Source organism: Anabaena sp. PCC 7938 (assembly GCF_049315035.1).
In the GTDB taxonomy this organism is placed as follows: domain Bacteria; phylum Cyanobacteriota; class Cyanobacteriia; order Cyanobacteriales; family Nostocaceae; genus Anabaena; species Anabaena cylindrica.
The window spans coordinates 3722794-3746453 of the sequence record NZ_CP186034.1 but is presented as its reverse complement, the minus strand read 5'-3'; the positions used below and the strand labels follow the sequence as shown (position 1 = coordinate 3746453).

At 39.6% G+C, this 23660-nt stretch carries 18 protein-coding genes; 9 read left to right on the top strand and 9 right to left on the bottom strand.

Annotated elements, in window-relative coordinates; genetic code table 11:
- Nucleotides 1–231 precede the first annotated feature (231 nt).
- Entirely contained in the window at nucleotides 232–2304 is a 2073-nt protein-coding gene (locus ACOWPH_RS17170; protein WP_015216592.1) for an S-layer homology domain-containing protein, read from the bottom strand.
- Nucleotides 2305–2892: 588 nt separating this feature from the next.
- On the opposite strand from ACOWPH_RS17170, the gene ACOWPH_RS17165 reads away from it, so the two are divergent.
- The 6 genes from ACOWPH_RS17165 to ACOWPH_RS17140 all read left to right on the top strand — a co-directional run bounded on the left by ACOWPH_RS17165 (nucleotide 2893) and on the right by ACOWPH_RS17140 (nucleotide 9194).
- Nucleotides 2893–3885 (top strand): ABC transporter ATP-binding protein, encoded by a 993-nt coding sequence (locus ACOWPH_RS17165; protein ID WP_015216591.1) that lies wholly within the window; start codon nucleotides 2893–2895, stop codon nucleotides 3883–3885.
- Nucleotides 3886–4698 (top strand): ABC transporter permease, encoded by an 813-nt coding sequence (locus tag ACOWPH_RS17160; RefSeq protein ID WP_015216590.1) that lies wholly within the window; start codon nucleotides 3886–3888, stop codon nucleotides 4696–4698.
- A gap of 72 nt (nucleotides 4699–4770) precedes the next feature.
- Nucleotides 4771–6396, top strand: coding sequence for a GldG family protein (locus tag ACOWPH_RS17155; RefSeq protein ID WP_015216589.1), 1626 nt, complete (start codon nucleotides 4771–4773; stop codon nucleotides 6394–6396).
- 217 nt (nucleotides 6397–6613) lie between these two features.
- Nucleotides 6614–7225: a DUF4340 domain-containing protein gene (locus ACOWPH_RS17150; protein WP_015216588.1), complete on the top strand. Its 612-nt coding sequence runs from the start codon at nucleotides 6614–6616 to the stop codon at nucleotides 7223–7225.
- 28 nt (nucleotides 7226–7253) lie between these two features.
- Complete coding sequence (purU, locus tag ACOWPH_RS17145) at nucleotides 7254–8108, top strand: formyltetrahydrofolate deformylase (protein ID WP_015216587.1); 855 nt, start codon at nucleotides 7254–7256, stop codon at nucleotides 8106–8108.
- 474 nt (nucleotides 8109–8582) lie between these two features.
- Nucleotides 8583–9194, top strand: coding sequence for a hypothetical protein (locus ACOWPH_RS17140; RefSeq protein ID WP_015216586.1), 612 nt, complete (start codon nucleotides 8583–8585; stop codon nucleotides 9192–9194).
- 17 nt (nucleotides 9195–9211) lie between these two features.
- Here ACOWPH_RS17140 and ACOWPH_RS17135 read toward each other — a convergent pair whose 3' ends face one another.
- Entirely contained in the window at nucleotides 9212–9745 is a 534-nt protein-coding gene (locus tag ACOWPH_RS17135) for a late competence development ComFB family protein (protein ID WP_015216585.1), read from the bottom strand.
- Between the two features lie 381 nt (nucleotides 9746–10126).
- On the opposite strand from ACOWPH_RS17135, the gene ACOWPH_RS17130 reads away from it, so the two are divergent.
- The gene (locus tag ACOWPH_RS17130) at nucleotides 10127–11686 is read left to right on the top strand and encodes a glucosaminidase domain-containing protein (RefSeq protein ID WP_015216584.1); all 1560 of its coding nucleotides are present in this window, start codon (nucleotides 10127–10129) and stop codon (nucleotides 11684–11686) included.
- Nucleotides 11687–11749: 63 nt separating this feature from the next.
- Here ACOWPH_RS17130 and ACOWPH_RS17125 read toward each other — a convergent pair whose 3' ends face one another.
- From ACOWPH_RS17125 to psbQ, 4 genes are all read right to left on the bottom strand, one after another.
- The gene (locus ACOWPH_RS17125; RefSeq protein WP_313933846.1) at nucleotides 11750–12952 is read right to left on the bottom strand and encodes a hypothetical protein; all 1203 of its coding nucleotides are present in this window, start codon (nucleotides 12950–12952) and stop codon (nucleotides 11750–11752) included.
- Nucleotides 12953–13175: 223 nt separating this feature from the next.
- Nucleotides 13176–15104 carry a tRNA uridine-5-carboxymethylaminomethyl(34) synthesis enzyme MnmG gene (gene mnmG / locus ACOWPH_RS17120; protein ID WP_015216582.1) on the bottom strand — a complete coding sequence of 643 codons (1929 nt, stop codon included), beginning with the start codon at nucleotides 15102–15104 and terminating at the stop codon, nucleotides 13176–13178.
- 188 nt (nucleotides 15105–15292) lie between these two features.
- Nucleotides 15293–16441 carry an NAD(P)/FAD-dependent oxidoreductase gene (locus ACOWPH_RS17115; RefSeq protein ID WP_015216581.1) on the bottom strand — a complete coding sequence of 383 codons (1149 nt, stop codon included), beginning with the start codon at nucleotides 16439–16441 and terminating at the stop codon, nucleotides 15293–15295.
- Nucleotides 16442–16631: 190 nt separating this feature from the next.
- The gene (gene psbQ, locus ACOWPH_RS17110; protein WP_015216580.1) at nucleotides 16632–17087 is read right to left on the bottom strand and encodes a photosystem II protein PsbQ; all 456 of its coding nucleotides are present in this window, start codon (nucleotides 17085–17087) and stop codon (nucleotides 16632–16634) included.
- Nucleotides 17088–17415: 328 nt separating this feature from the next.
- Here psbQ and ACOWPH_RS17105 point away from each other — a divergent pair, with 328 nt between their 5' ends.
- Together ACOWPH_RS17105 and ACOWPH_RS17100 are read left to right on the top strand one after the other, a co-directional pair.
- The gene (locus tag ACOWPH_RS17105) at nucleotides 17416–17847 is read left to right on the top strand and encodes a hypothetical protein (RefSeq protein WP_015216579.1); all 432 of its coding nucleotides are present in this window, start codon (nucleotides 17416–17418) and stop codon (nucleotides 17845–17847) included.
- Nucleotides 17848–18587: 740 nt separating this feature from the next.
- On the top strand, nucleotides 18588–18851 hold the full coding sequence (locus ACOWPH_RS17100; protein ID WP_015216578.1) for a hypothetical protein: 264 nt from the start codon (nucleotides 18588–18590) through the stop codon (nucleotides 18849–18851).
- Between the two features lie 104 nt (nucleotides 18852–18955).
- Here ACOWPH_RS17100 and ACOWPH_RS17095 read toward each other — a convergent pair whose 3' ends face one another.
- The 3 genes from ACOWPH_RS17095 to ACOWPH_RS17085 all read right to left on the bottom strand — a co-directional run bounded on the left by ACOWPH_RS17095 (nucleotide 18956) and on the right by ACOWPH_RS17085 (nucleotide 23596).
- Nucleotides 18956–19861, bottom strand: coding sequence for a M48 family metallopeptidase (locus ACOWPH_RS17095; protein ID WP_015216577.1), 906 nt, complete (start codon nucleotides 19859–19861; stop codon nucleotides 18956–18958).
- A gap of 307 nt (nucleotides 19862–20168) precedes the next feature.
- Nucleotides 20169–22889: a type I secretion system permease/ATPase gene (locus tag ACOWPH_RS17090; RefSeq protein ID WP_015216576.1), complete on the bottom strand. Its 2721-nt coding sequence runs from the start codon at nucleotides 22887–22889 to the stop codon at nucleotides 20169–20171.
- Complete coding sequence (locus ACOWPH_RS17085; protein ID WP_015216575.1) at nucleotides 22838–23596, bottom strand: foldase protein PrsA; 759 nt, start codon at nucleotides 23594–23596, stop codon at nucleotides 22838–22840. The genes ACOWPH_RS17090 and ACOWPH_RS17085 overlap by 52 nt, the downstream gene beginning before the upstream one ends.
- Between the last annotated feature and the right edge of the window lie 64 nt (nucleotides 23597–23660).

Genomic DNA, 23660 nt, shown 5'->3' with positions numbered 1-23660 from the left:
CATCAGCCGCAAATTTAATAGGCAGTGTTTTTCATTCTACTTGTCAATCGCTATTATGCAAAATAATAGAGTAGAACTCCAGTTCTAGACAAATTTAACATTATATGTACTCAGTATCTACTTTGGTAATGGGTGATTGGTAATTGATAATTGGTAATTTATCTTTCCCCTGCTCCCCTGCCCCCTGCTCCCCTGCTCCCCTGCCCCACTGCCCCACTGCTCCCCTGCCCCCTAATTTTTGATTACTATGTAAGGTGAATTAATGGATTTAGTACGCTGGAGGGCAACCAGCGCCTGATAAATCATAGCTGCAACTTCGGCGCGTGTGGCATCTCGTGTGGGTGCAAGCAATTTGGGGTCTGGATAATTGACCACTATTTTCTGTGCTGTGGCAGTAGCGATCGCAGTTTGGGCATATTCGGGAATAGATTTTTTATCTGTGTAAACAATTAAAATACTACTATCGGCTGCGGGCAGTCCCAGTCCATTCACCAAAGAAACCATCACCTGTAGTCGTTGAACATTTTGATCAGGACGAAAAGTGCGATCGCTAAATCCACCTACGAAACCACCACTGGCTGCTTTTTGAATGGCGCTGGCCGCCCAAAAACTGGCAGGTACATCAGTAAATTCTGTGGCCGAGCGTTTGGGTGTAGGGTTAAAAGCAGCCGCTATTAAAGCTGTATATTGAGCGCGAGTCATGGGTTTATCTGGTTGGTAGCTGCCATCAGCAAAACCTTGAGTGATGTTCATACTCACTAAAGCCCGGATAAATGGTTCTGCCCAATGTCCCACTAAATCAGAAAAGGAAGGAATCTCGGTTTCTGGTTGCACAATGTAGGGAGAAGGTATAGCTTCAATCTCACCTCTAGCAACTAATGCTTGATAAATTAATGCTGCTACCTCAGCACGGGTAATTTCTCGTAATGGTTCTAGTAGTTCTGGTTGGGGATAATTGACTACTAAAAGTTTTTGGGTAGCCATAGTCACGGCATTAATAGCATAACTGGGAATTTGAGCGCGATCGCTATACACTGTTAATCCATTTGGATTACCACCGCTAAATTTCAAGCCATTGACAATGGAAACTATAGCCTGAACTTTAGTTAAATTTTGCCCTGATCGAAATGAGCCATCGGGAAAGCCACTCAAAAAACCTTGTTCAGATGCACTGGCTATGACTGCGGCTGCCCAAAAGTCAGTTTTGACATCTTTAAATCTATTGAGTTGATTACTAGCAGGTAGTTTAAAAGTTTTGGTAATGAGGGCAGCATATTGAGCGCGGGTAATTGGTGTGGATGGTTGAAAAGTGCCATCGGGAAAGCCACTAATAAAACCTTTGTTCACCAAAGCTTGTACAAAAGCTGCGGCCCAATGTCCATCTAAATCAGTAAAACTAGTACTAATTCCTACTTGACTGGGAGTATCGGCTGTGGCAGCGATAAATTCTATCAAACCCTTCACCTGGGTAGAATTTAACTGATTACCTACAGAAATTAACTTTTGTGAGGATAAATTCTGCACATCAAATTCACCCTGATCTCGAAAAATGTTATCAGCCGGATCTTGGGTGCTGCCTAAATTAGGAACTGCATTACCATTAATTAACAGACCGCCTTGGGTATTTTTGGTAATCAGATTGCGTCGCAGCACCGGTCTAGCATCACGAGAAAGAGCGATCGCCATTCGGTTTTCTGACAACTGATTATTTGCCACTAGGGGGGCGGCAAAGTCACTAATGGCTATGCCCAGAGGGTTTTTTTGAAACACATTCCGCAACACTTCACCTTTGCTATTCCGCGCCATCATTAACCCACTGGCAGCATTTTCTACAAACAGATTATCTAAAATTGCTGGTTTGGCATTACCTGTTGTAAATATTCCCTCCCGTCCACATTTGCTGAAAGTATTATTAGCCAATGTCGGTGCTGTTGACTCAATCCAAATACCAGTACCTTTAGCAATGGAATTAGTCACAGTCACACCCAACAAACTGGCATCACCTAGCAATAAGAGGGTGATATTTTGCATACCAAAGCTAGGACTTTGATATTCCCCACTTCCAGAAATGATAATTTTTTCACCTTTATTAGCTTCGTTACCCACCACCAACATCCCCGCAGGAATGATGAGAGGAAAAATTTCGCCACTAGCAACACCGTATGTCCCAATTCCTAGTTGAATAATTCCGGGTGATTTAATAACTTTTAATGCACGGGTAATACTTTTAAACGGATTGGAACGGGAACCTGAATTAGTATCATTTCCCGTCACGGGATTTACATGGAATGTAACAACAACCATAATCACGGATTATAGGGATTAAAGGATGACACGGAAATACGGATGAAACTTAATATATAGCGTTTCCCACTAAGCGTGATATACAAAATTACCCCTCCCCAACCCTCCCCTTGGTAAGGCGCGATAGCGCGGGTGGGGTGTATTTCATGAGCTTGGGAATTGCTACATAACCCATCCATCTTGAGAACTGGAGATTTTCCTGTAGAAAAAACTACAGCTTTCTCCTTAGACGGAGTTTAACAACAACCATAATCACGGATTATAAGGATGACACGGAAATTTGGATTAAAGATATACTGTTCTATCTCGCGGGCAAAAGTTAACCTGACTTTACTCATTTCATATGCATATGCGATCGCTTTTTGATAAATTAACCAAAAACTTATGCACCTCAAAGGCAGCACCAATAATTTTCTCCGTAGTATCTAAATATTTTAGTTTTTTATCACCATATCTTTTTAGTCTGAATCACAGATTGGTAAGGATTTAAGGATTTCACAGCAGTAGTTTATTATGTTCTTGTCATCAGTTAATCACTTCTTTAAATAAGATCCTCAATTCCGTATCATCCTTAAATCCCTAAAATCAGTGATAGAAGTTGAACATCTCAGTAAAATATACGGTTCTACCTCAGCCATCACAGATGTGTCCTTTAGTGTAGAACCAGGGGAAATCTTAGGTTTATTAGGGCCAAATGGCGCTGGTAAAACTACGACTATGCGGATTTTAGCCGGCTATTTACCCGCAACCAGAGGTACAGCCAAAATTGCAGGTTATGATGTCCAAGAAAATTCCCTCGCAGTCCGACAGAAAATTGGCTATTTACCGGAAACACCACCGTTATACCCCGAAATGACGGTTGAGGGATTTCTGCACTTTGTAGCTCGAATTAAGGGAGTATCGTCAGGCGATCGCTCTCAAAAAGTCCAAGCCGCTATGCAACGCTGCAATTTACAGGAAAAACGCCAAGTCATAATTCGCAAACTTTCCAAAGGTTATCGTCAAAGAGTTGGTATTGCCCAAGCTATAGTTCACGACCCCCCAGCAATTATTCTTGATGAACCAACAGTAGGACTTGACCCCCGACAAATAATTGAAGTCCGAAATTTAATCAAAAGTTTAGCCGGAACGCACACAATTATTCTCTCAACCCATATTCTTCCAGAAGTGAGCATGACTTGTAACCGCGTTGCTATTATCAATGGCGGTAGAGTCGTAGCTACTAACACACCAGAAAATCTGATGACACAATTGACAGATGGTTCTGGATATGAATTAGAAATTGCAGGAGAAGTAAGTCTAGCAAAACAGGTATTGCAAAATATATCAAATGTGATTTTGGTAGAATCAATGCCGACAAGTTATAAGACCCAAAACCGCGCCCACCTGCGGGTAATATCTCAACCAGGAACGGAACCAGGGCAGAATATCGCGGCGGCTTTGATTCGGGGCGGATTCAGTTTATATGAAATGCGACGAGTCAGCGCTACCCTAGAAGATGTGTTTTTGCAACTGACTACAGAGGAAAAAAATTTGCTACCTGAAGCAGACTCAGCAGCCACAGAAGGAGAAGCCGCATAGATGGGTATTGTTCTGGCTAATATTATTGCCATTTATCGCCGGGAGTTACAAAGTTATTTTGTATCTCCTTTGGCCTATGCTATTGCTGGCATTTTTTGGTTTATTGCCGGCTTATTCTTCGTGATGATTTTATTAGGGCCTGGTGGAATTTTGCCCACAGTCGCCGCTTATGACATCCAAGGACAACAAATAGGTGTACCAGTACCACCAATAGACGTTCCTTACGAATTTGTGCGGGCATTTTTAGACCGCATGGGCTGGTTATTGCTGTTTATTCTGCCAATTTTGTCCATGGGATTATATGCCGAAGAACGCAAGCGGGGAACATTAGAATTATTAGCCACATCACCAGTCACTAACTGGGCTGTAGCGGTGGGTAAATTATTAGGAGTGCTAACGTTTTTCACAACATTGATTTTACCTTTACTCGGATTTGAAGCGATCGCACTTAGCAGTTCAAATCCCCCTATGTCACCCATCATCCCCTTACTCGGTCATTTAGGATTAATCTTACTAGCCGCAGCAATTTTATCCATAGGAATGTTTATTTCCTCACTCACAGACAGCACACTTTTATCAGCTGTCCTCAGCTTCGGAGTCATTATATTACTGTTATTTATTGATGTAATCGCCAAAACCATCCCCGGACCAATAGGTTTAGCTTTAGGTCATATATCCTTACTAAAACATTACAACACCTTAATTCAAGGCATTTTCGACACCAGCAGCTTGATAGTATTTGCCAGTTACATCATCTTAGGCATCTTTCTCACAGCCCAATCAATCGACGCACTCCGCTTCCAACGCCGTTAGAAGAAGCAAGGGTCAGGGCGCAGGGGAGAAATATCAAATATCAAATACCAATTACCAATTACCCAGTCTCTAATGATTAAAAAGAAACCTTGGAAACTTATATTTTTACTAGGTCCATTCCTGATTGCAGCTGGTTTAGCAATCGCACTTTTATCAGACAAATGGAAATTATTACCTTTAATATTACTAACTTCTGGTATTGTTATCTGCGGTATCTGGATAGTAGTACAAAACCGACAGAGTAAATGGTGGCAGCAGCGTTCTACCCAAGCAGGTACAAACGCCATTATCGCCACTTTCGCAGTATTAACAATATTAGGACTAATTAACTTTTTAAGTACTCGCTACCACCTCCGGGCAGACTTAACAGAAACTCAGTTATTTACCCTCGCCCCCCAATCTAAAGAATTAGTGCGTACCCTACCACAAACGGCTAAAGTCTGGGTATTTACCAGAGAGCAAAATTATCAAGACCAAGAATTACTAGAAAATTATAGTCGCCAAAGTAACAATTTTAAATTTGAATATATTGATCCCCAAGCTAGACCAGGACTAGCAGAAAAATTTGGAGTCAAAGATTTTGGCGAAGTTTATCTAGAATTTGTAGACAAACGCCAATTAGTACAGACAATAAATGAAAATGAACGCCTATCAGAAGTTAGGCTAACAAATCGCCTGCAACAAATCACCACCAACAGCACCACTAAAGTCTACTTTCTCCAAGGTCATGGCGAACACCAACTTACAGCAGGTAAAGGTGCCGTATCAGAAGCAATTCAGGGCTTAACTGACAAAAATTTCACCGCCTCACCGCTGAATTTAGCTGAAAATCCTCAATTACCTGAAGATGCTGCTGTCGTTATCGTCGCTGGCCCCAAACGAGAGTTATTTCCAAGTGAAGTCAAAGCTTTACAAGAGTATCTTAATCGTGGCGGTAACTTATTGCTGATGATTGACCCCAATACTGACCCAAAAATTGACAGTTTGCTGCAAGATTGGGGCGTAAAACTAGATAATCGTTTAGCTATAGATAATTCTGGACAAAGCTTAGGACTTGGGCCTGCTGCACCTTTAGTCACAGAATACGGAGAACATCCCATCACTAAAGATTTCGGTAACGGTATTTCTTTCTATCCCCTAGTTCGTCCTTTAGAAGTTACCCCAGTTCCAGGTATCGAGTATACTCCTCTATTAAGAACAAAACCCTATCCCAGCAGTTGGGCAGAAAGCGACCAGCAAAGTGAAAATTTAGAGTTTAATGAAGGTAAAGACCTCAAAGGCCCTCTAACTTTAGGCGTGGCACTAAAGAGAAATTTAGCAACACCAACAGCTTCACCAACTCCAATAGCTTCACCAACACCAACAGTTTCACCAACACCAACAGTTTCACCAACACCAACAGCTTCACCAACACCAATAGCGTCTACCAAAGAATCACGTTTAGTAGTATTGGGAAACTCGGATTTTGCTACAGATGGCTTATTTCAACAGCAATTAAATGGAGATGTATTCCTCAACTCAGTAACTTGGCTGAGTCAACAGGATCAACAACCACTTTCCATTCGTCCCAAAGAACCGACAAATCGCCGCATCACCATGTCAACTATCCAAGCAAATCTATTAACAATATCTTCTTTATTACTTTTACCTTTTATCGGTTTGGCAACAGGGGCTATTATTTGGTGGAAACGAAGATAGACATTTGAAACTGGGGAGATGAGGGAGAGTATTTATCTTTATTTATTTTGCCTCTATACTAAAAACGGCTAATATATAGACTTTATAGGATGACAAAATTCACAGCAAAAACCTCAGTAAAAACTCTGCGTCACTTTGCGTTTACCTCAGCGAACCTCTGCGTTTAAAAATCAAATTTCCAATCTTTTTAGTATAATTACCAATGACCAATTAATAAATGAAACGCACAACATTAATTTTGATACTTTTAGCCCTGGGTTTGGGTGGTTTTGTTTACCTTTATGAAATTAAAGGTGCAACTCAGCGTGAAGAAGTTCAGGAAAATAAGCAGCAGATTTTTACTTTCACTGCTGATGATGTCCAGTCTTTAACAGTCAAAACAAAAGACATAACATTAAATCTAGAACGTAACGATAAACCTGAATCACCAAAATGGCTAATAAAATCGCCAATATCAGAACCCGCTAATGATGCGATTGTTGCTTATTTGCTGGATTTATTAGTCAAAGGCACAAGTGAGAAAACTCTATCCATTCCCAATAATCAACGAAGTGAATTTGGTTTAGAAAAATCCCCAACAAATATCGAAATTAAACTCAAAAATCAGCAAAGCCATCAGTTAATTATTGGCAAACTTAATTTTAATAATAGTTTTTTGTATGCTCAAGTTAATCCCACTAATCAAACAAATGATAATATCAATATATTGCTAGTATCTAAAGATTTTTTAAATGCAGTCAACCGAGAAATATCCGAGTGGAAACAGGTAGAAAACAGCAGCGAATCACAGCCTTTACCGGGTCTTCCTGAATCAATTCCCAACAAATAGTAAATAAATAAATTTTAAATAAAATTTTATGACTAAGCCAACAGCAACTTTACTAATATCCTGTCCTGATCAACGGGGACTAGTAGCAAAAATCGCCAATTTTATCTATTCCAATGGTGGAAATATTATCCATGCCGACCAGCATACAGATTTTGCTGCTGGTTTATTTCTCACTCGCCTAGAATGGCAATTAGATGGGTTTAATCTACCACGAGACTTAATTGCAAAAGCATTTAATGCGATTGCTCAACCTTTAAATGCTAAGTGGGAATTACACTTTTCTGATACTGTTCCACGTCTAGCAATTTGGGTTAGTCGTCAAGACCATTGTTTGTTTGATTTGATTTGGCGACAACGTTCAAAAGAGTTTCATGCTGAAATTCCCCTAATTATTAGTAATCACCCTCATCTACAGGATGTAGCAGAAAAATTTGGCATTGACTATCACTATATTCCTATTACTAAAGAAAATAAAAAAGAACAGGAAATTAAACAATTAGAATTACTACAACAGTACAAAATAGATTTAGTTGTATTGGCAAAATATATGCAAATTGTCAGCGCTGATTTTATTCGACAATTTCCGCAGATTATTAATATTCATCACTCATTTTTACCAGCTTTTATCGGCGCTAATCCCTATCATCGAGCCTTTGAAAGAGGTGTGAAAATTATTGGGGCAACGGCACATTATGCGACTGCGGATTTAGATGCAGGCCCAATTATTGAGCAAGATGTGGTGCGGGTAAGTCACCGAGATGAGGTGGATGATTTGGTGAGAAAGGGCAAGGATTTAGAACGAGTTGTTTTAGCTAGGTCAGTAAGATTACATTTACAAAATCGCGTCTTGGTATATGGGAATAGGACAGTAGTTTTTGAGTGATTTTGGTAATCGGTAATTTAATTCCATCTGTTTACTAGCAGTTCTAAACTTGTCAATACCCATTTAGCAATATATTTGCTAGAACAATTTTCTTTCAAATCTACTTTTTGAAAGATTGCCAATAGCCCTAAAAAATTATAATCAAATTCATACTCTCTTCAGTTTTGCTCTAGGGTTGATTGGTACTTAATAAGGTTGTGGTTGCTTGGGAAAAATTTAGTCAATCTTCCACAGGGTTAGTTCGCTAGGATAGGGTGGTAGGGTTAAATTGATAAAATCAAGTGTTTGTATAGAAATAAAACAGTTGTTTTTGAATGATATTGTTATTCATTACCACTGTAGGTAGATCATATCTATTCCCGCTAATGGGTTAGTCGCTTGACGCTAATAAATCGAGGAATTAGCAAATGCTTTCTGATATCGGTATACTTAAAGGGAAGCACTGAATGGAAACTGGGAATTTATACAAAAACTATGCCTAAACAATTAGAATCATCAACTGATTTGACACAATTGCAGACAGAAGCAGAACGAGAAGAAAAACTGATGCAAGATGTTCTCCTCTTGTTGGAAAATTTGATCTACAGGGAAGAAATTACAGTTAAGTTGATTTTAAATTGTCTCTATGATGCTGGGTCAACTAATTTAATCAACCAAAAGTTTCAGTCTCGGACTCTTAATAAAACTCTGAAGGGGATTTCTAAATTATCTAAGCCGGCATTCAGGATGATTGCTTGGCAATGGTTTAAGAGTAATTGCCCTAAGTTAATTGCTGATTGGCTAAGAAGCAAGATTGAGTTCAAAATAATAGAGAATGAAAAAGTAGAAAATGCAAAGGTGGAGATAGTCGCAGAAAATGAAGATAGCAATCTCATCTCTCTGGATAAGAATCAATACCAAATTTATGAAGTCAAACAACTTCGTTCTCAAGTAAAAATGCTGACTAGCCTTTTAGTGACTGTAATTGCGGTGTTAGGTGGTAGCTTTGTTTGGGCAGGTTATTTGTTAGAGCGATCGCATCAACAAATGGTAGAACAATTGCAAACTCAAGTAAAAACCCTGGAGGCTAGTGTTAAAAAGCAATAGCAGCATCAGCTTTTAATTTATAGCCGATGCTTTTCCCAGTCAAATGTATTCTTTTCTAAACAACCAGATTTACGCCAGGTAGTCCTACCTTGTGACTCATTGAGCAATGTTTGCTCCACTACATCACTTAAGTTATCCCATGACAGGTCTTGACGTTGCAATATAATTTTTAGTTTTTCCAAAGCATCTAAGGCTGCTTGGTCTGCTGTAAAATTGAGAGGATCATTAACACGCAAAGGATCTCTTTGTACAGCTATAATTCCTTGACGTACAGCTGTGGTAATTTTCTGATATAACTCTGTTTTTCCATGATGCCATTGTCGCTGCCACCCTCTCCTACTGGTAGCATACAGGCAAGGTAAACGGTTTAAAGCATAAGCAACAACTTCTGATGCTTTGATGTAGTTAGCAGTTTTGAGAGGCAAGGATTTGATTTGTTTCTCCACTTCGTCTACAACCAGCATTTCCATTACGTTGCGAGAATTTTTTGTAAATGCAGTTTGTTGAGAATGGGAATTTGCTGAATTTAAGGATGGACGTAGGTTTGACATAACTGTAAAAAATTGATTTTATTTTGAATTTCAGTTAGACTTCTTATAAATCAAGCTTCACGCCATAATTATGAACCATGCACTTTATCCGTATATTTTACTATAACCATATATCTCTGCTGTTGTGAATATGCATCATACCATCTTTATATTAAATTAATAATTTGTAAAATATGAACTGCTTTTTTGATCTTTTCAGAAACTCTTAAAAGCTAGAAAGTCACTTTGTCTATTGGTTTTGTTATATCTACGGTTCTATTAATATTTAAGATTGCTGTATAATATGACCCTAGTGAGATCACGAATGCAGATAATGTTTAGGCTAACTATATCTCAAATTACAGATTTCAATAAATATATTCTTTTTGTGCAGGGAAAACTATGACATTACTCAACGATTTAGTCAAAAATTATCTGAACAGCGATTTAGAAGTAATATTTAAAACTGTTGGTCTTGAAACTGCTAAGATTAGTAATATCAATAGGCAAATTCTCAAAGAAGTTACCCTAGCTCAATGGTTGTTAGAATCTGCTAGAGCCACAAGCGAACTTGCCATTAATGCTAATAATTTTGCCGGATTAAAATGGCGAAGTCCTCATATGAAAGGCTTTGCAGAGCCAGTGAAGATAAAAATTTCTTCGGAGCTAGAAGAAGTTGAGTTTTGTAAATTCACAGATATTAATGCATTTATTATTGGTTATTGGAAATTTTTAACTCGTTCTCCCTATAAAGGTTTAGAAGAGCATACTAATACTCCAGAAAACTTTATTGGATTTCTCAAAAGTAAGGGATATTCATCTGATCCTAACTACGTCAGTAAAATTATTAAACTACTGCCTGAAGCACAGGAATTACTGACTAATAAGGGGGAAGTTATCATTCCTTCGACATTAGAACAACTGCAACTAATTCGTGCGCCTAAAGAAGTAGAAATAGGTCAAGGTTTCAGAGTTGAAGGTTTAGCAAAATTAGCTGATAGTGGCAAACTTTTGTCAGTGATAATTGATGATAAATTTCCAGCCCCCAGTGTACTAATTAATCAGGACGGTAAATGGCAATTCAATTTTGTATTTAACCAAGATGGCAATCGCCAAATAGTAATTACTATTAATGACCAAATCCTTAAGTTCAACATCAAAGTAGTTGTTCCTAGCAATCAAAAAACTCAACAAATTTCAACATCTAGTGTATTAGCAGCAAAGGTAATTGAACTTAGTGGTAGTGTAGGAATTGGCGGAGTCAATAAAGCTGATGACGTGAAAGCAGTTAAAGGCAGATTGTATGAGTTAGGCTACAAATGGGTAGGTGATCCTCAGAGTGCAGACCGAGATAGAGGATTATTTGATGCTATTAAACTATTTCAGTCAATTATTGTTGGTCGCAGTACTGTTAGTGGTGATGGTAGAGTTGATGTTGGTGAAATAACTCATAGATGGTTGCAAGCAGCTAATGCACCGCAGTGGGTATTAATGCCGGCAAGTGACCCTGACAATGGTTTTGTTAATGGTGAACTAGCAGAAATTCATGATAATCATGATTTTGGAACCCATTGGTTAGCTGATGTCATTAAAGCGATCGCTCAAGATTATCAAAATAGTTATCGTAGTACTCACCCCAAGGCTGCGCCATTTGCGATTAATGATGTTAGCCTACCTTATGGAGGAGATACCCCTGATCATCGCGGTCATGAAACCGGGATGATGTGTGATGTTTTCTTGCCCAAGAAAAATGGTAATTTTGGCGGTATTGTCTGGTCAAGTTCTGAATACGATCAAGATGCTACGCGAGCCTTGCTGAAATCTATTCGCAAGCAACAGCTAGTCAGAACAGGAGCAGTTTTTTTCAATGATCAGCAGCTAATTCAAGAGGGTCTTTGTACTCCTCTGAGTGGTCACAGTAATCATATTCACTTTGAAATTAACGCTCCATTGAGAAGCTAATCAAAGTTCGGAAATACTGTTAAAAATCCCCGTCAATTTATGGCAGGGAGTATTAACCAGTTCTCACAATTTTTGACCTGCATAAATTGAGCGCACCTCGCCATTACGGCGGATAATCGCCTCACCATTACTCACCTCTACTAGTGTCCAACCACTAGAGCCAATACCCTCTCCCAGGTTAATGCGGCGAGTTACACCATCAATTTTAAACAAAGCAGCAGATTTGTTTCCTAACTCTAGTAATCCTTCCAATTCAGCGGAATAACTAGGTGGTAAATAGACTTGTTGCTTAATAGTTGCTGGTGCTGTTGGCAGTTTTGGCGGTGCTATAGCAGGTAGCTGAGGTTTACCTGCTGGCTTCACGGTTGCCGTTAACACCTTTGCTGGTATTGGTTTGCTTGCTGGTTGCGCCGCGTTGGGAAGATTTTTCACAGTCTCAGGTGTGGATACCAGTGCCGGAATTGGCAAAACCTGTGGTAATGGGCGTAGGGGTTGAGGTGCTTGATAGACAGGGATATATATGCGCTCAACAACATTTGTTACCCGACTAGGAGCAGGTGCTACATTATTAGCAGATACTGGTGGTGGTAGAGTCCCAATTGGTTGGGTACTGGGCAAAGCCAAAGAGTTAGTTTGGTTGAGATTTACTGCCGGAAATCCAGATCTAGCTGATGTCTGATTAGTGCTTGTTCCTTGCTGTTCTATGACTGCTAAGGCTTCCAGCATATAATTAACCAACTCTGCTTGAGGGTCTGGTTTGATAACTACAGGCGCTTGTGGCTGACTTGTTTGTGAACTCTGGGGAATCAATTTAGCAGTGAGATTAGTTAGCAGTCTCGAATCTGTGAGGTAGAGTGTACCCACCATTGCCAAGCTTAAGGTGGCTCCCATAATTAGCAGGTTGCCTAAACCACTGCTATTTTGTTGAGTTCTTGTACTAATAGCCGTAACAGAGGGGTGATTAAAGACTAATGTACTTGTTTGTTGCTTTTTGGTTGGCGACATCGCCTTAACTGTTCCGTGTACTCTCTGTGGTAAAACCACTTCTGGAGTCTTTAGCATAACTGTTTGTATAGGTACATATTCTGCCCTCACAGTTTTGGCTGGACGTTTCCTCCGACCATCTAGAATGCTGTCGATATCGTTGAAGAGATCATCCATTAATCCTTCAGCGTAAGTTTCTATGGACAGGGATTCATTGGGGATTAAGTCCTCTGCTGCTTCGGAAATAATTAGATGGGTGCTGGCTTCTGTGATCATAGACATCCTCTGTTGTAGCTGCTAGGAAGGGTAAACTACACCCCGATTACCTGGAAATCAAGTTAAAAAAAATAAATAGCTAAATTACTTGTCCCAGAGGAGACAAGTTGATTGAGCAATGGTATTAAATTCTACTCTAATTTAGGACAAGTTGATGATGTCACAACAAAAATATATGTCATCTATCATACTGATCCCTCACATCATACTATACTTGCTCTTTCTGATTTTATGTGTCGGCTAACACCGATAACTGTTTCTGGGACTTGGTTCTACCTATTTCCAAATAAATTAGTAAGGCGTTGATATCAGCTGGATTAACTCCGCCAATGCGAGATGCCTGACCAATTGTGAGGGGTTTGACCTTGTTGAGCTTTTCTCTGGCTTCTTTAGAAAGAGTATCAATTGTTGTGTAGTCTAAATTTGCAGGTAATTGGCGGTTGGCTTGACGGGCGGTTTGCTCGATTTGGTTTTGCTGTCTGGCTAGATAACCAGAATATTTAATGTCTATTTCTGCACCTTCTTTTTCGGCTTGGTTAAGGTTGGTGTTACCTAGTCCGTAATTTTCCAAATCAACATAATGTATTCCTGGACGACGTAATAAGTCAGCGAGGGTAATTGAGCCTTTAATTGTTTGTTGGGTATCGAGTGCGATCGCTCTCCCCACTTCCTCAAGTTCTTTAATTCTGGTAGAATGCAAACGTTCTTTCTCTGCCGTAATCTGTTCTTGTTTGCTAGTAAACAAATCCCAACGACGATCATCAATTAAACCAATTTCTCTTCCTAAAGGTGTCAACCGTTGGTCAGCATTATCAGAACGCAGTAACAAGCGGTACTCAGACCTACTCGTCAGCATTCGGTAAGGTTCCCGTAAATCCTTCGTACACAAGTCATCAACCAAAGTCCCGATGTAACTTTGCTCACGGGGGAAAATTATCATTTCCTCACCCCGGACAAATCGCGCCGCATTAATACCCGCGACTAAACCCTGTGCAGCAGCTTCTTCATAACCCGTTGTCCCATTAATTTGTCCGGCGCAAAATAACCCTTCCACCTTCTTCGTCATCAAGGTCGGATAACACTGAGTTGCAGGTATATAATCATACTCCACTGCATAGGCAGGACGCAGCATCACACAGTTTTCTAAACCGGGGAGACTCCGCAACATCAACAATTGTAGATTTTCTGGTAAACCCGTAGAAAATCCTTGGATGTATAATTCAGGAATATCCCGTCCTTCTGGTTCAATAAAAATTTGGTGGCTTTCTTTATCCGCAAAACGCACAATCTTATCTTCAATACTCGGACAATAACGGGGTCCTTTCGCTTCCACCCAACCACCATAAACTGGTGATAGATGCAAATTCTCCCGAATCAAACGATGGGTTTCCGCCGTTGTTCGGGTCATGTAACAAGCCAGTTGTTCCCGTTCTACCCAGGCTTGGGGGTCAAAGCTAAACCAGCGGACTTCTTTATCCCCCGGCTGAATTTCCATTTTACTGTAATCTGCCGAGCGTCTATCTACCCGTGCAGGTGTTCCTGTTTTTAATCTTCCCGTTTCAAATCCTAAGCGATTGAGAGTTTCTGTTAATCCTTCAGCCGCAAACTCTCCCGCACGTCCGGCGGCCATTGACTTGTTACCCACCCAAATTTTACCACCCAAGAATGTGCCTGTGGTGATAATTAAGGCTTTGCATTGAAATGCCATGCCAAAGTAAGTTTGTACACCGATAATTTCATCGTTAGCACCCAGCACCAAATCGGTAGCCATGCCTTCACGAAGTGTCAAATTGTCTTGATTCTCGACAATAGATTTCATGACTGCTGCATATTCTCGCTTATCAGTTTGCCCCCTTAATGCCCACACCGCCGGACCTCGTGAAGAGTTGAGGACACGTTTTTGTAGATAGGTGCGGTCTGCAACTTTGCCAATTTCTCCACCCAAAGCATCTACTTCATGAGTTAATTGAGATTTTGCTGGGCCACCTACTGCTGGATTACAAGGTTGCCAAGCGATTCTATCTAGATTAAGGGTTAACAGCAGAGTCCGACAACCGAGACGGGCAGTAGCTAAAGCTGCTTCGCAACCGGAGTGACCTGCACCGACGACAATTACATCAAATGCGTCTTGGAATTCAACGGAATTGTGCATGGTCATAAGCAGTTAAAAATTAAAAGTTAAAAGTTAAAAAAGCTAGTTACAATCAGTATTTTAGCCTATATTTAGAGGCGATTTCAGTTTTTGCTATGGGGGTTTTCAATTGCGAAGCCTGTAGAGGCGGGGTTTCCCCACCCTTAATTGTCTTTGATCCGAAGATAATTAATGTATCAGTCCGTTAATCTGCATTAAGAATTCTTAGGAATAATCATTTCCTGAATTGCTGAGGCTGTTGCAGGTGCGAGCAAAACGCCGTTGCGATAATGACCAGTGGCTAATAAGACATTATTAAAGCTAGGGAGTTTATCAATAACAGGTGCGGGGCGATTTTCAGGACGGGGACGTAAACCAGACCAAGTGCGGACAACTTTTGCTGAAGCTAAATCTGGACAAAATGCGATCGCTTGTTTTTGTAAAGCTTCCAGTAATTCTTGCTTTGCAGATATCTCATCAGTATCATTAGGAAATTCTACCGTTGCCCCCACCCAATAATCACCTTTACCCATAGGCACAAGATGGACATCATTACCAGTAATTACCGGTTGAAAATCAGGATTTCCTAAAAACCGTCCTAAACTTAAATATAAAGCTTGCCCCAACACCGGACGGATATGCACCTTTTGATTTAATTGTGCAGTCAGTAAGGTTGAACCCAAGCCAGCAGAAACAATAAACCAATCTGCGGTAACAGTACCCTCTGAAGTTTCAATAGATTTAAGTTGCTCATTAACTGTCGGCGATATTTGTACTAATTGAGAAGGTGGAACTTGGTTAATTTTGACACTCGCACCAAATTTAAATTTAACGCCATTACGTTGAGCCGCATCTACCAAAGCTAATGTTAAAGCTGTAGGATTGAGTTGACGGTCTTGGGGAGAGTAGACCGCACCAATAATAGTAGAATGATGAATTTGTGGACAGAATTTTTGCAGTTGTTCTTTGTCCCAAACAGCTAACTGCCAACCTTGAGATTGGCGAATTTCCCGTAATCCTTCCCATTCTGTTATTACTTCCACACCACTAGCTAAAGGGCGTTCTGTGTCTTCTGACAACAGCATCACGATTCCTTGACGGTTACAAGGAATTTTGCGCCCCGTAATCCCTTCTAGTTCAGGAATCAAAGTTTCATAACGTTTAATGCTTTCTTGACGCATTTGCCAAGCTTTACCCTTGATTTTGTGGCTAACTACACCCATTAAAACACCGAGAGCCGCACCTGTTGAAGCTTGTGCTGGTTGATTTTGGTCGAAAACAGTGATATTTAGACCTTTAACTTGACTGAGTTGATAGGCGATAGTCGCCCCAACTACGCCACATCCAATAATTACTATATTCATGACGTTTTTTATGAAGTGCGGAGGTGAAGAGTAAAGATTCGCCCTCTTTACCCTATCACCCCATTACCCTAGCGTTTTGTGACTCAGGACTCATAGTAGGACACAAAGGATTGGTAATGAGTAACAGGGAACAGAAGAAAGATAAATTTCCCCTTCCTTCCATAACCTGTCACCTATCACCTGTCATCTGTCAACTGTCACCTACTTCTGGAATCAGTTGTAGAAACTTGTCAATATCGACAAAAGCATCTTTGTAGCTACTCAAGGCCAAACTAGTGTTACCGACCTTAGCAGCTTGGTCAATTTTTACCAAGTGGCTTAAAAAAGCCTTGCTGATCTGTCTGGCTTTAGGTTGGTCTTGGGGTAACAAGTTGGGGATGACGTAAGTCATATTTAACCTAGCTTCTGTAATTGGGCCATGGATAAAATTGCCGACATCAATCCATTCCCCGCTTTTAATCAAGGTTTTGAGTTCTTCTGAGCGATCGCGCACCACCTCAATATCAGGAACATATACCTGAATTTTCGCCACTTGATCTGGTGTGTAAGTTGGAGGTGCAGTAGCAACACTAGGACCGCCACAGCTGATCAGGAATGTAGTCACTAGTACGAGAATCAGTGATAAAATAGAGCGTTGACGCACCATAAACGGAAATTAATTTACTATTTGTTTGCGGCTTTACAGTGTCATTTTAGATCGCCACTGTAATTTATCGTTCTAGTCAACAGAGGTTTTTACAAAAAATACTCCAGCTTGACAAGAATTTGTTACCAAACCAATCAAAAGGCAGAGTTGTTAGCGGTAGGGAAGGTTTTTTAGTATAATTACTCAAAGAAATGTGAGGAAATCATAATTCACCGTTGCTAAATTTCCAATCTTATTGATAAGCTAAAACACCAATGAGATAAACTTCCTCAGCGTTTTTCTGTTTTCACATCCCCATAGGCCGATGCAAGATTAGGAGTATTTTGTCGTGAACGCAGCTGAACAGACAACAAACTTTGAACTCACCAGCAAGATTGCTACAGTAGTTAATTTATTCAAATTAGAGTTTCCTGATGCCAAATCCGATCTTAAACCTTGGAAAAATGACCCCGAAACCAGAGAATTAGTAGATCCAGATTCCATTGATATGGGTTTTCACTTTCCGGGAATCAGCAAATCTTGGCGCAGTCGCAGTATTTTAATTCAAATCCGGTTTTATCAAGATCCTATCAATCAATCCAAGCGTGCTATAGGTGTTGAAGCATCTGGATTTGACCATCGTGGGCAAGTTTGGCAACTGTCAACAGTAGAACAATGGAATTTTGTTGGTGAGTCTACACCTTCCCCTTTAGTTGGGGATAAGCTTAAAGAAGTTTGCAGACAAATTTTAGATATATTTAATCTAAATTCCGCCTTATAAACATTATTAAACAGAAACTTAATCTTCTGCCTTCAACACTATCCCTCAAAGTAATTTATAGGTGAATAAGCTGTTAAGCACCTAAATTTGATAATCCTAAAATGTTTAAATCTTGTGGGGTGGGCATCTTGCCCGCCAGACTTATACAAATTAAATGCACAACAGCTTAGTGAAAAATTAAATTGGCTAATTTATCTTTTTAGGCAGCCATAAATAACATATATAGGAATCTGGTTTGATTGCTGAAAAAATACGTAGGGTGTGTTAGGCGTAAGCTGTAATGCACTAAAACATTGAGAATGGTGCGTTAAGGATTTCATACTAATGCACCCTACAATACCTAATCTTGTTCAAAAATCAAATAGGAGTCCTATAGCATTTTCTAGTTTAATGAAGTACAAAATTATCTGCGTTTATCTGCGTTTAATTATTACTACTTGTACGTCACTTGAATGGTAACTGCTATAGTACTAACCACATGGGCAAGAATATACAGTTTTCAACTTTGTTCTCTACTCCCTACTATACAGCAATTTGCGTAGTTAGGAGGTACAAAATCTAAATTGAAACCTATACACAAAGCCAGTTTTACTTCTGACTCCTGACTCCTGCTGTAACTGTTAACTGATAACAGAAATATCCGTATTTTTCTGCCATAAATAAATTCTGCAAGTCAAATTGATCAGCGCGTAAACATTCCCAGGGTGTTATCTACCATAAACATCACACTGAGGAAATATATGCGCTTTTCCCCATATAGTAAACAACGCAATTTTTCTGTTTTATTTACTGCTAAATGTGTCAGCCTTACGTTTTTTTTTGGAACTTTAATCCTTGGTGGTTTTTATACAGGTTCTTTCATGATCTCTTCTGTTACATCCAGCTTAAACACTATTCACCCTACCTCAATTCCTGGTATTAAAGACCAAGAAAAATGCGAGAATACGGGTAGAGTTTGGCGAGATAATAAATGTTGGGATTATCAACATAATCCTGCATTTTGATGACTACATAGCAGCTGTATTGAATTTTTCCAAATTATCCATGTCTGGCTTCTGCCACACACAGCTATCAAATCCCCGAATTCTGTAAAAAATCGGGGATAATATTACCAGGAAGACATAAAATTCCAACCCTCTTTTCCCTCTGCTTCTGGATTGTTATCTTCTGGCGTATTTAAATTTGCATCTTCTCGAATTAAATCATCATAGTCACCTGAATCAACCCATTTCAATAATTCTCCAGTTCGCATGACTATCCAAGAAAGTCTATATTCTGTATAGCTTAATATTTTTGTTACCTGATCTAAATTATCAAAGCTATTGGCTGCAAACTCACGAGACTGAATGAGAAAATCTTCAATGACATCATTATTTAAGTATTCATCGGGTAAACCAGCAAGTTTCATCAGTGCAGTTGTGGCTATATTAATATCTTGACACGCTAATAAACCAGCACGATCAGCAGTTAATTTAGCCATCATTACCCAATTATATAAAGCTAGTTCAATACCACTAGCAACTAAACCACCAAGACCTAATGTAGTACTACTCAATAAATTTTTTAAAGCCGGCATCACAATTGCCATTTGATGATATATCATGTGTTGACTCTTAATACGAGCAACTTCAGATCCTAAAACATAAACCAATTCATCTGGATTTAGCCATTCCATTGCTTCTAAATTAACACCAATTAAAGGTTTATCTACCCCCACAACATATGTTTGAATATAACCTGTACCTCGAAAAAAATACAATTCAGGCAGGGGAGAAACATCAAGAATTTTGCAAGTTTCTGCCAATGCTTGATATAATTTAGGAAAATTACGATTTGTAACTCTAATTTCACTACCAAGGCTTTGCAATCTCAGCAAGCGATCAATACTATATTCGTTAATTTTTTTGAGTATGGGGGATATCCCCGGCATTTTTTGTAAAGAACCTAAAGCTTGCCGATCAAAGGGGTGTTCATAGGTTTTTGAATTTAAGCCAGTTAAAATTTTTCTGGTCATGGGTGCTGAAGGCTTTGAAGATGAGGTTGTTTCTGTTATTCTCTAATAGAACCTCACCAGATGTTTAAAAAGAATTATATTAAATATCTCAAGCCAGGAAACACAACCTTTTTGGATGTAAGTATTCAGGATAGAGAATAGACAAATCGGGAGAATAAAGGCTTTTTAAGTTAACTTTGATGATTTTGATAAAATTTCACTTCTTTCTATTCTTCATTTCATAAGCATCCTGACTCCCGACTCCTGACTCCTGAATTCTTACTTTTGGATGAAATAAGTAAAGACGTTCCCCAGGAACGTCTCTAGCTTAAATATTCGCCTGTTGTCGTTGATAAAGTGACCAGTACAAACCCTTTTGTTTTAATAACTCTGCGTGTGTACCTCGTTCAGCAATCACACCTTTTTCCATGACTAATATTAAATCAGCACGTTTGAGAGGTGCGAAACGGTGAGCAATTAAAAACACGGTGCGGTTAGCAGAAACTTTCTGCAAGTTTTGTAATACTTGTTGTTCGGTTTCACTATCTAAGGCGCTGGTAGCTTCATCCAAAATCAAAATTGGCGCAGTAGAAAGAAATAATCGTGCTAAGGCTATCCGTTGTCTTTGTCCACCAGATAAAGCTGTACCTCTTTCACCAACATTATTTTCGTAACCATAAGGTAATTGACTGATGAAATCATGGGCTACGGCTAATCTCGCAGCTTCTACAACTTCTTCGGCAGTAATATCTGGATTTCCTAAAGAGATATTTTCCAAGATAGAACCGTTAAATAAAAAGTCTTCTTGCAGAACTACGGCGATTTGTTGTCGTAAAGATGCTAAATCAGCACTTTTGATGTCAAAACCATCAATAAGAATGCGTCCTGATTCAATTTGATAAAGACGTTGCAAAATTTTGGAAAGGGTACTTTTCCCAGAACCACTACGTCCAACAATTCCTATAAATTGTCCTGGTTCGACATTAAAAGAAATTCCTTTTAATACGGGTTCGGTATTGGCATTGTAGCGGAAGAAAACTTGATCAAAGCTAACTTCACCTTTAAGCGGTGGTAAGACTAAACCTGTGCCGGCTTCGGTTTCTGGTGCGGCGTTGAGAATATCACCAATTCGGTCTACAGATAGTAAAACTTGTTGGAGATTTTGCCACAACTGCACTAGGCGTAATAGGGGTCCGGTGACTCTCCCGGATAACATTTGAAAGGCGATTAATTGACCAACTGTGAGTTGATGATCAATGACTAATTTTGCCCCAAACCAAAGTATGAGCAGTGTAGAGAAGTTGGTGAGAAAGTCACCAATATTACTGCTAATATTAGAAGTTGTGGAAGCTTTAAAACTGGTGCGAATAAAGCGAGCAAATAAGCCTTCCCAGCGATCGCGTGCTACTGGTTCTGCTGCGTGGGCTTTGACAGAATGTATACCAGTAATTGTCTCTACGAGAAAAGATTGACTATCCGCACTACGGTTAAAGGTTTCATTCAACCAATTCCGCAAAATCGGTGTCGCCACAATTGTCAAAGTCGCAAACAAGGGTAATACAGCTAAAGCCACAAAGGTGAGGGGAATGTTGTAATAAAACATCAACCCCAAATACACCACCGCAAAGATGCTATCCAGGATAACTGTTAAAGCCGTACCTGTTAGAAATTGGCGGATTTGTTCTAGTTCCTGTACCCTGGCGATTGTGTCTCCCACTCTCCGCGACTCAAAATAAGCCAAAGGTAAACGCATCAAATGGCGAAAAAGTTGAGCAGATAAACTCAAATCTAAACGCCGTGCGGTGTGGGTAAAGATGAATAGGCGCAGGATTCCCAGGATAGATTCAAATATAGCGACTAACAAAAGTGCGATCGCCATTACGTCCAAAGTGGCTAAACTCTCCTGTACCATCACCTTGTCAATGATGACTTGGGTAATCAGCGGTGTGGTTAACCCCAATAACTGCAAAGTAAAGGAAGCCAGCAATACCTCACCCAACAATACCCGATACTTCCAAACAGCAGGAGTGAACCAAGAAAGGTTGAATTTTTCTTGTTTGGAAACCAGTTCAGCTTGCCAAATTTGTCCATCCCAAGCGGCTTCTACTACAGACTGGGTTAAATATTCACATTCAAAATTGAGGGGATTGGCAATAATTAAACTATTGCCTTTCATACCATAAGCCACTACCCAAGAAGGAGTTTTGATTTCTGCCGATTTCCACAGTAACAAAGCAGGAAATGACAACTGTCTTAATTCACCCCAACTTACCCGCAACTTTCGCAGAAGTAACCCTAGCTTTTCTCCAGCTTCTACCAAATTTTTGGGGCGTTGTCCTCGCATTTGCCGTTGCACCCATTCCAATTGCACAGGATTATTTAAATATTGCGCCACCATAGTTAAACAAGCAGCGCCAGTATTCCCACTCACTACAAAAGGATAAGAAGGTGACAGTGAAGAAAAAGAAGAAGAATGATAATAATTTGCTTCCTCTCCCCTCCTCCCTCTGTCACCTGTAACCTGTTCCCTGTCACCTATTTCTTCCCTCTTCCCTCTGTCACCTGTAACCTGTTCCCTGTCACCTATTTCTTCCCTGTCATCTTCTTCACCTGTCAAATTCCAAAATTCATCAATTTGAGGAGTGGAAAACTTTGCCCATAGTGCTGAACTCCAACACACAACTACCACTTCCTTACTAGCAGCTACAGCTTTACAATCAATGAATAATTTTTGACACTCACCAAACCAATTTCCTTCCTGTAGGGTAGCTAAAGATTTGCTGACATCATCTCGTAAGCGGACTTTACCCGTAATAATAAAAAACTGATTATCTCCTGCTGCTTGTGACCAAATTCTTTCGCCAAGTTTGTATTGCCGAAGTTCGGCATAATTTTTTAATTGGTTTTTTTGTTCGGGAGTCAACCAGCATAATGGCGGTTGATCCCAAGGCATAGCAGCTAAGAAATTTAGTTGTAAAGATTGATTATCCAGAATTTTTAGCTCACTTGTAATTTTACTGTCAGACTTTGAATTTTCTCCCCTATCCATTGCTCAAATAACTCATTTTGTAGTGATTGCTTAAGTTGAACATTTTCTAAAGATGCTGGCAGAATGTTTTCTAATCTAAACAAACTAAACCGCCCTTCTAACTCGATTGGGCCTATTAATTGACTGGGATTTACCGCATCCACAGCCGCCCTCAGCATATCTGGTAAACTACCCCGACTAAGTGGTCCCATCATGCCATTAAAAACTCGCTCATCTGCCAGTGAATACTCTTTTGCTAGTTGCTCAAAACTACTTCCTTCTTCAATTTGAGTGTGTAGTTCTTCAGCCAGTTCTCGATTATCAACCATAATTCGAGAAAGTACGACTCGATCTAAGTAAATTTTCCGTTCAATAAAGTATTCTGATAGTTTTGATTCGGCAACTAAAGCCTTCAGTTTTTCTAATTTGAAACTGAAAGTAACTGATGCTAGAAATGTGGCATAGTCAGTACCATTATTTTTTAACCATTCTTGGAAAATTTGAGGATCAGTAAGTTGATTTTTGAGTCGATAATCAATAATTGTTTGTTCAATTATCCCTGTACTGATATCTATGTCATCTCGTTTTTCTAGTTCTGTTTCTATTATATATTGACGCAGTACATCACTAATAAACTGATTCAGTTTACCAGAGACTTGTAAATACTTGACTACTTGAGAAAGGTCAATTTGCTCGTCGTTGACAGTCAAAAATGATGAAGATTCCATGAAATAAATATGATGAAGCCGCTAAAAATATATACAACTTTTCCATTAAATAATAGATAAAACC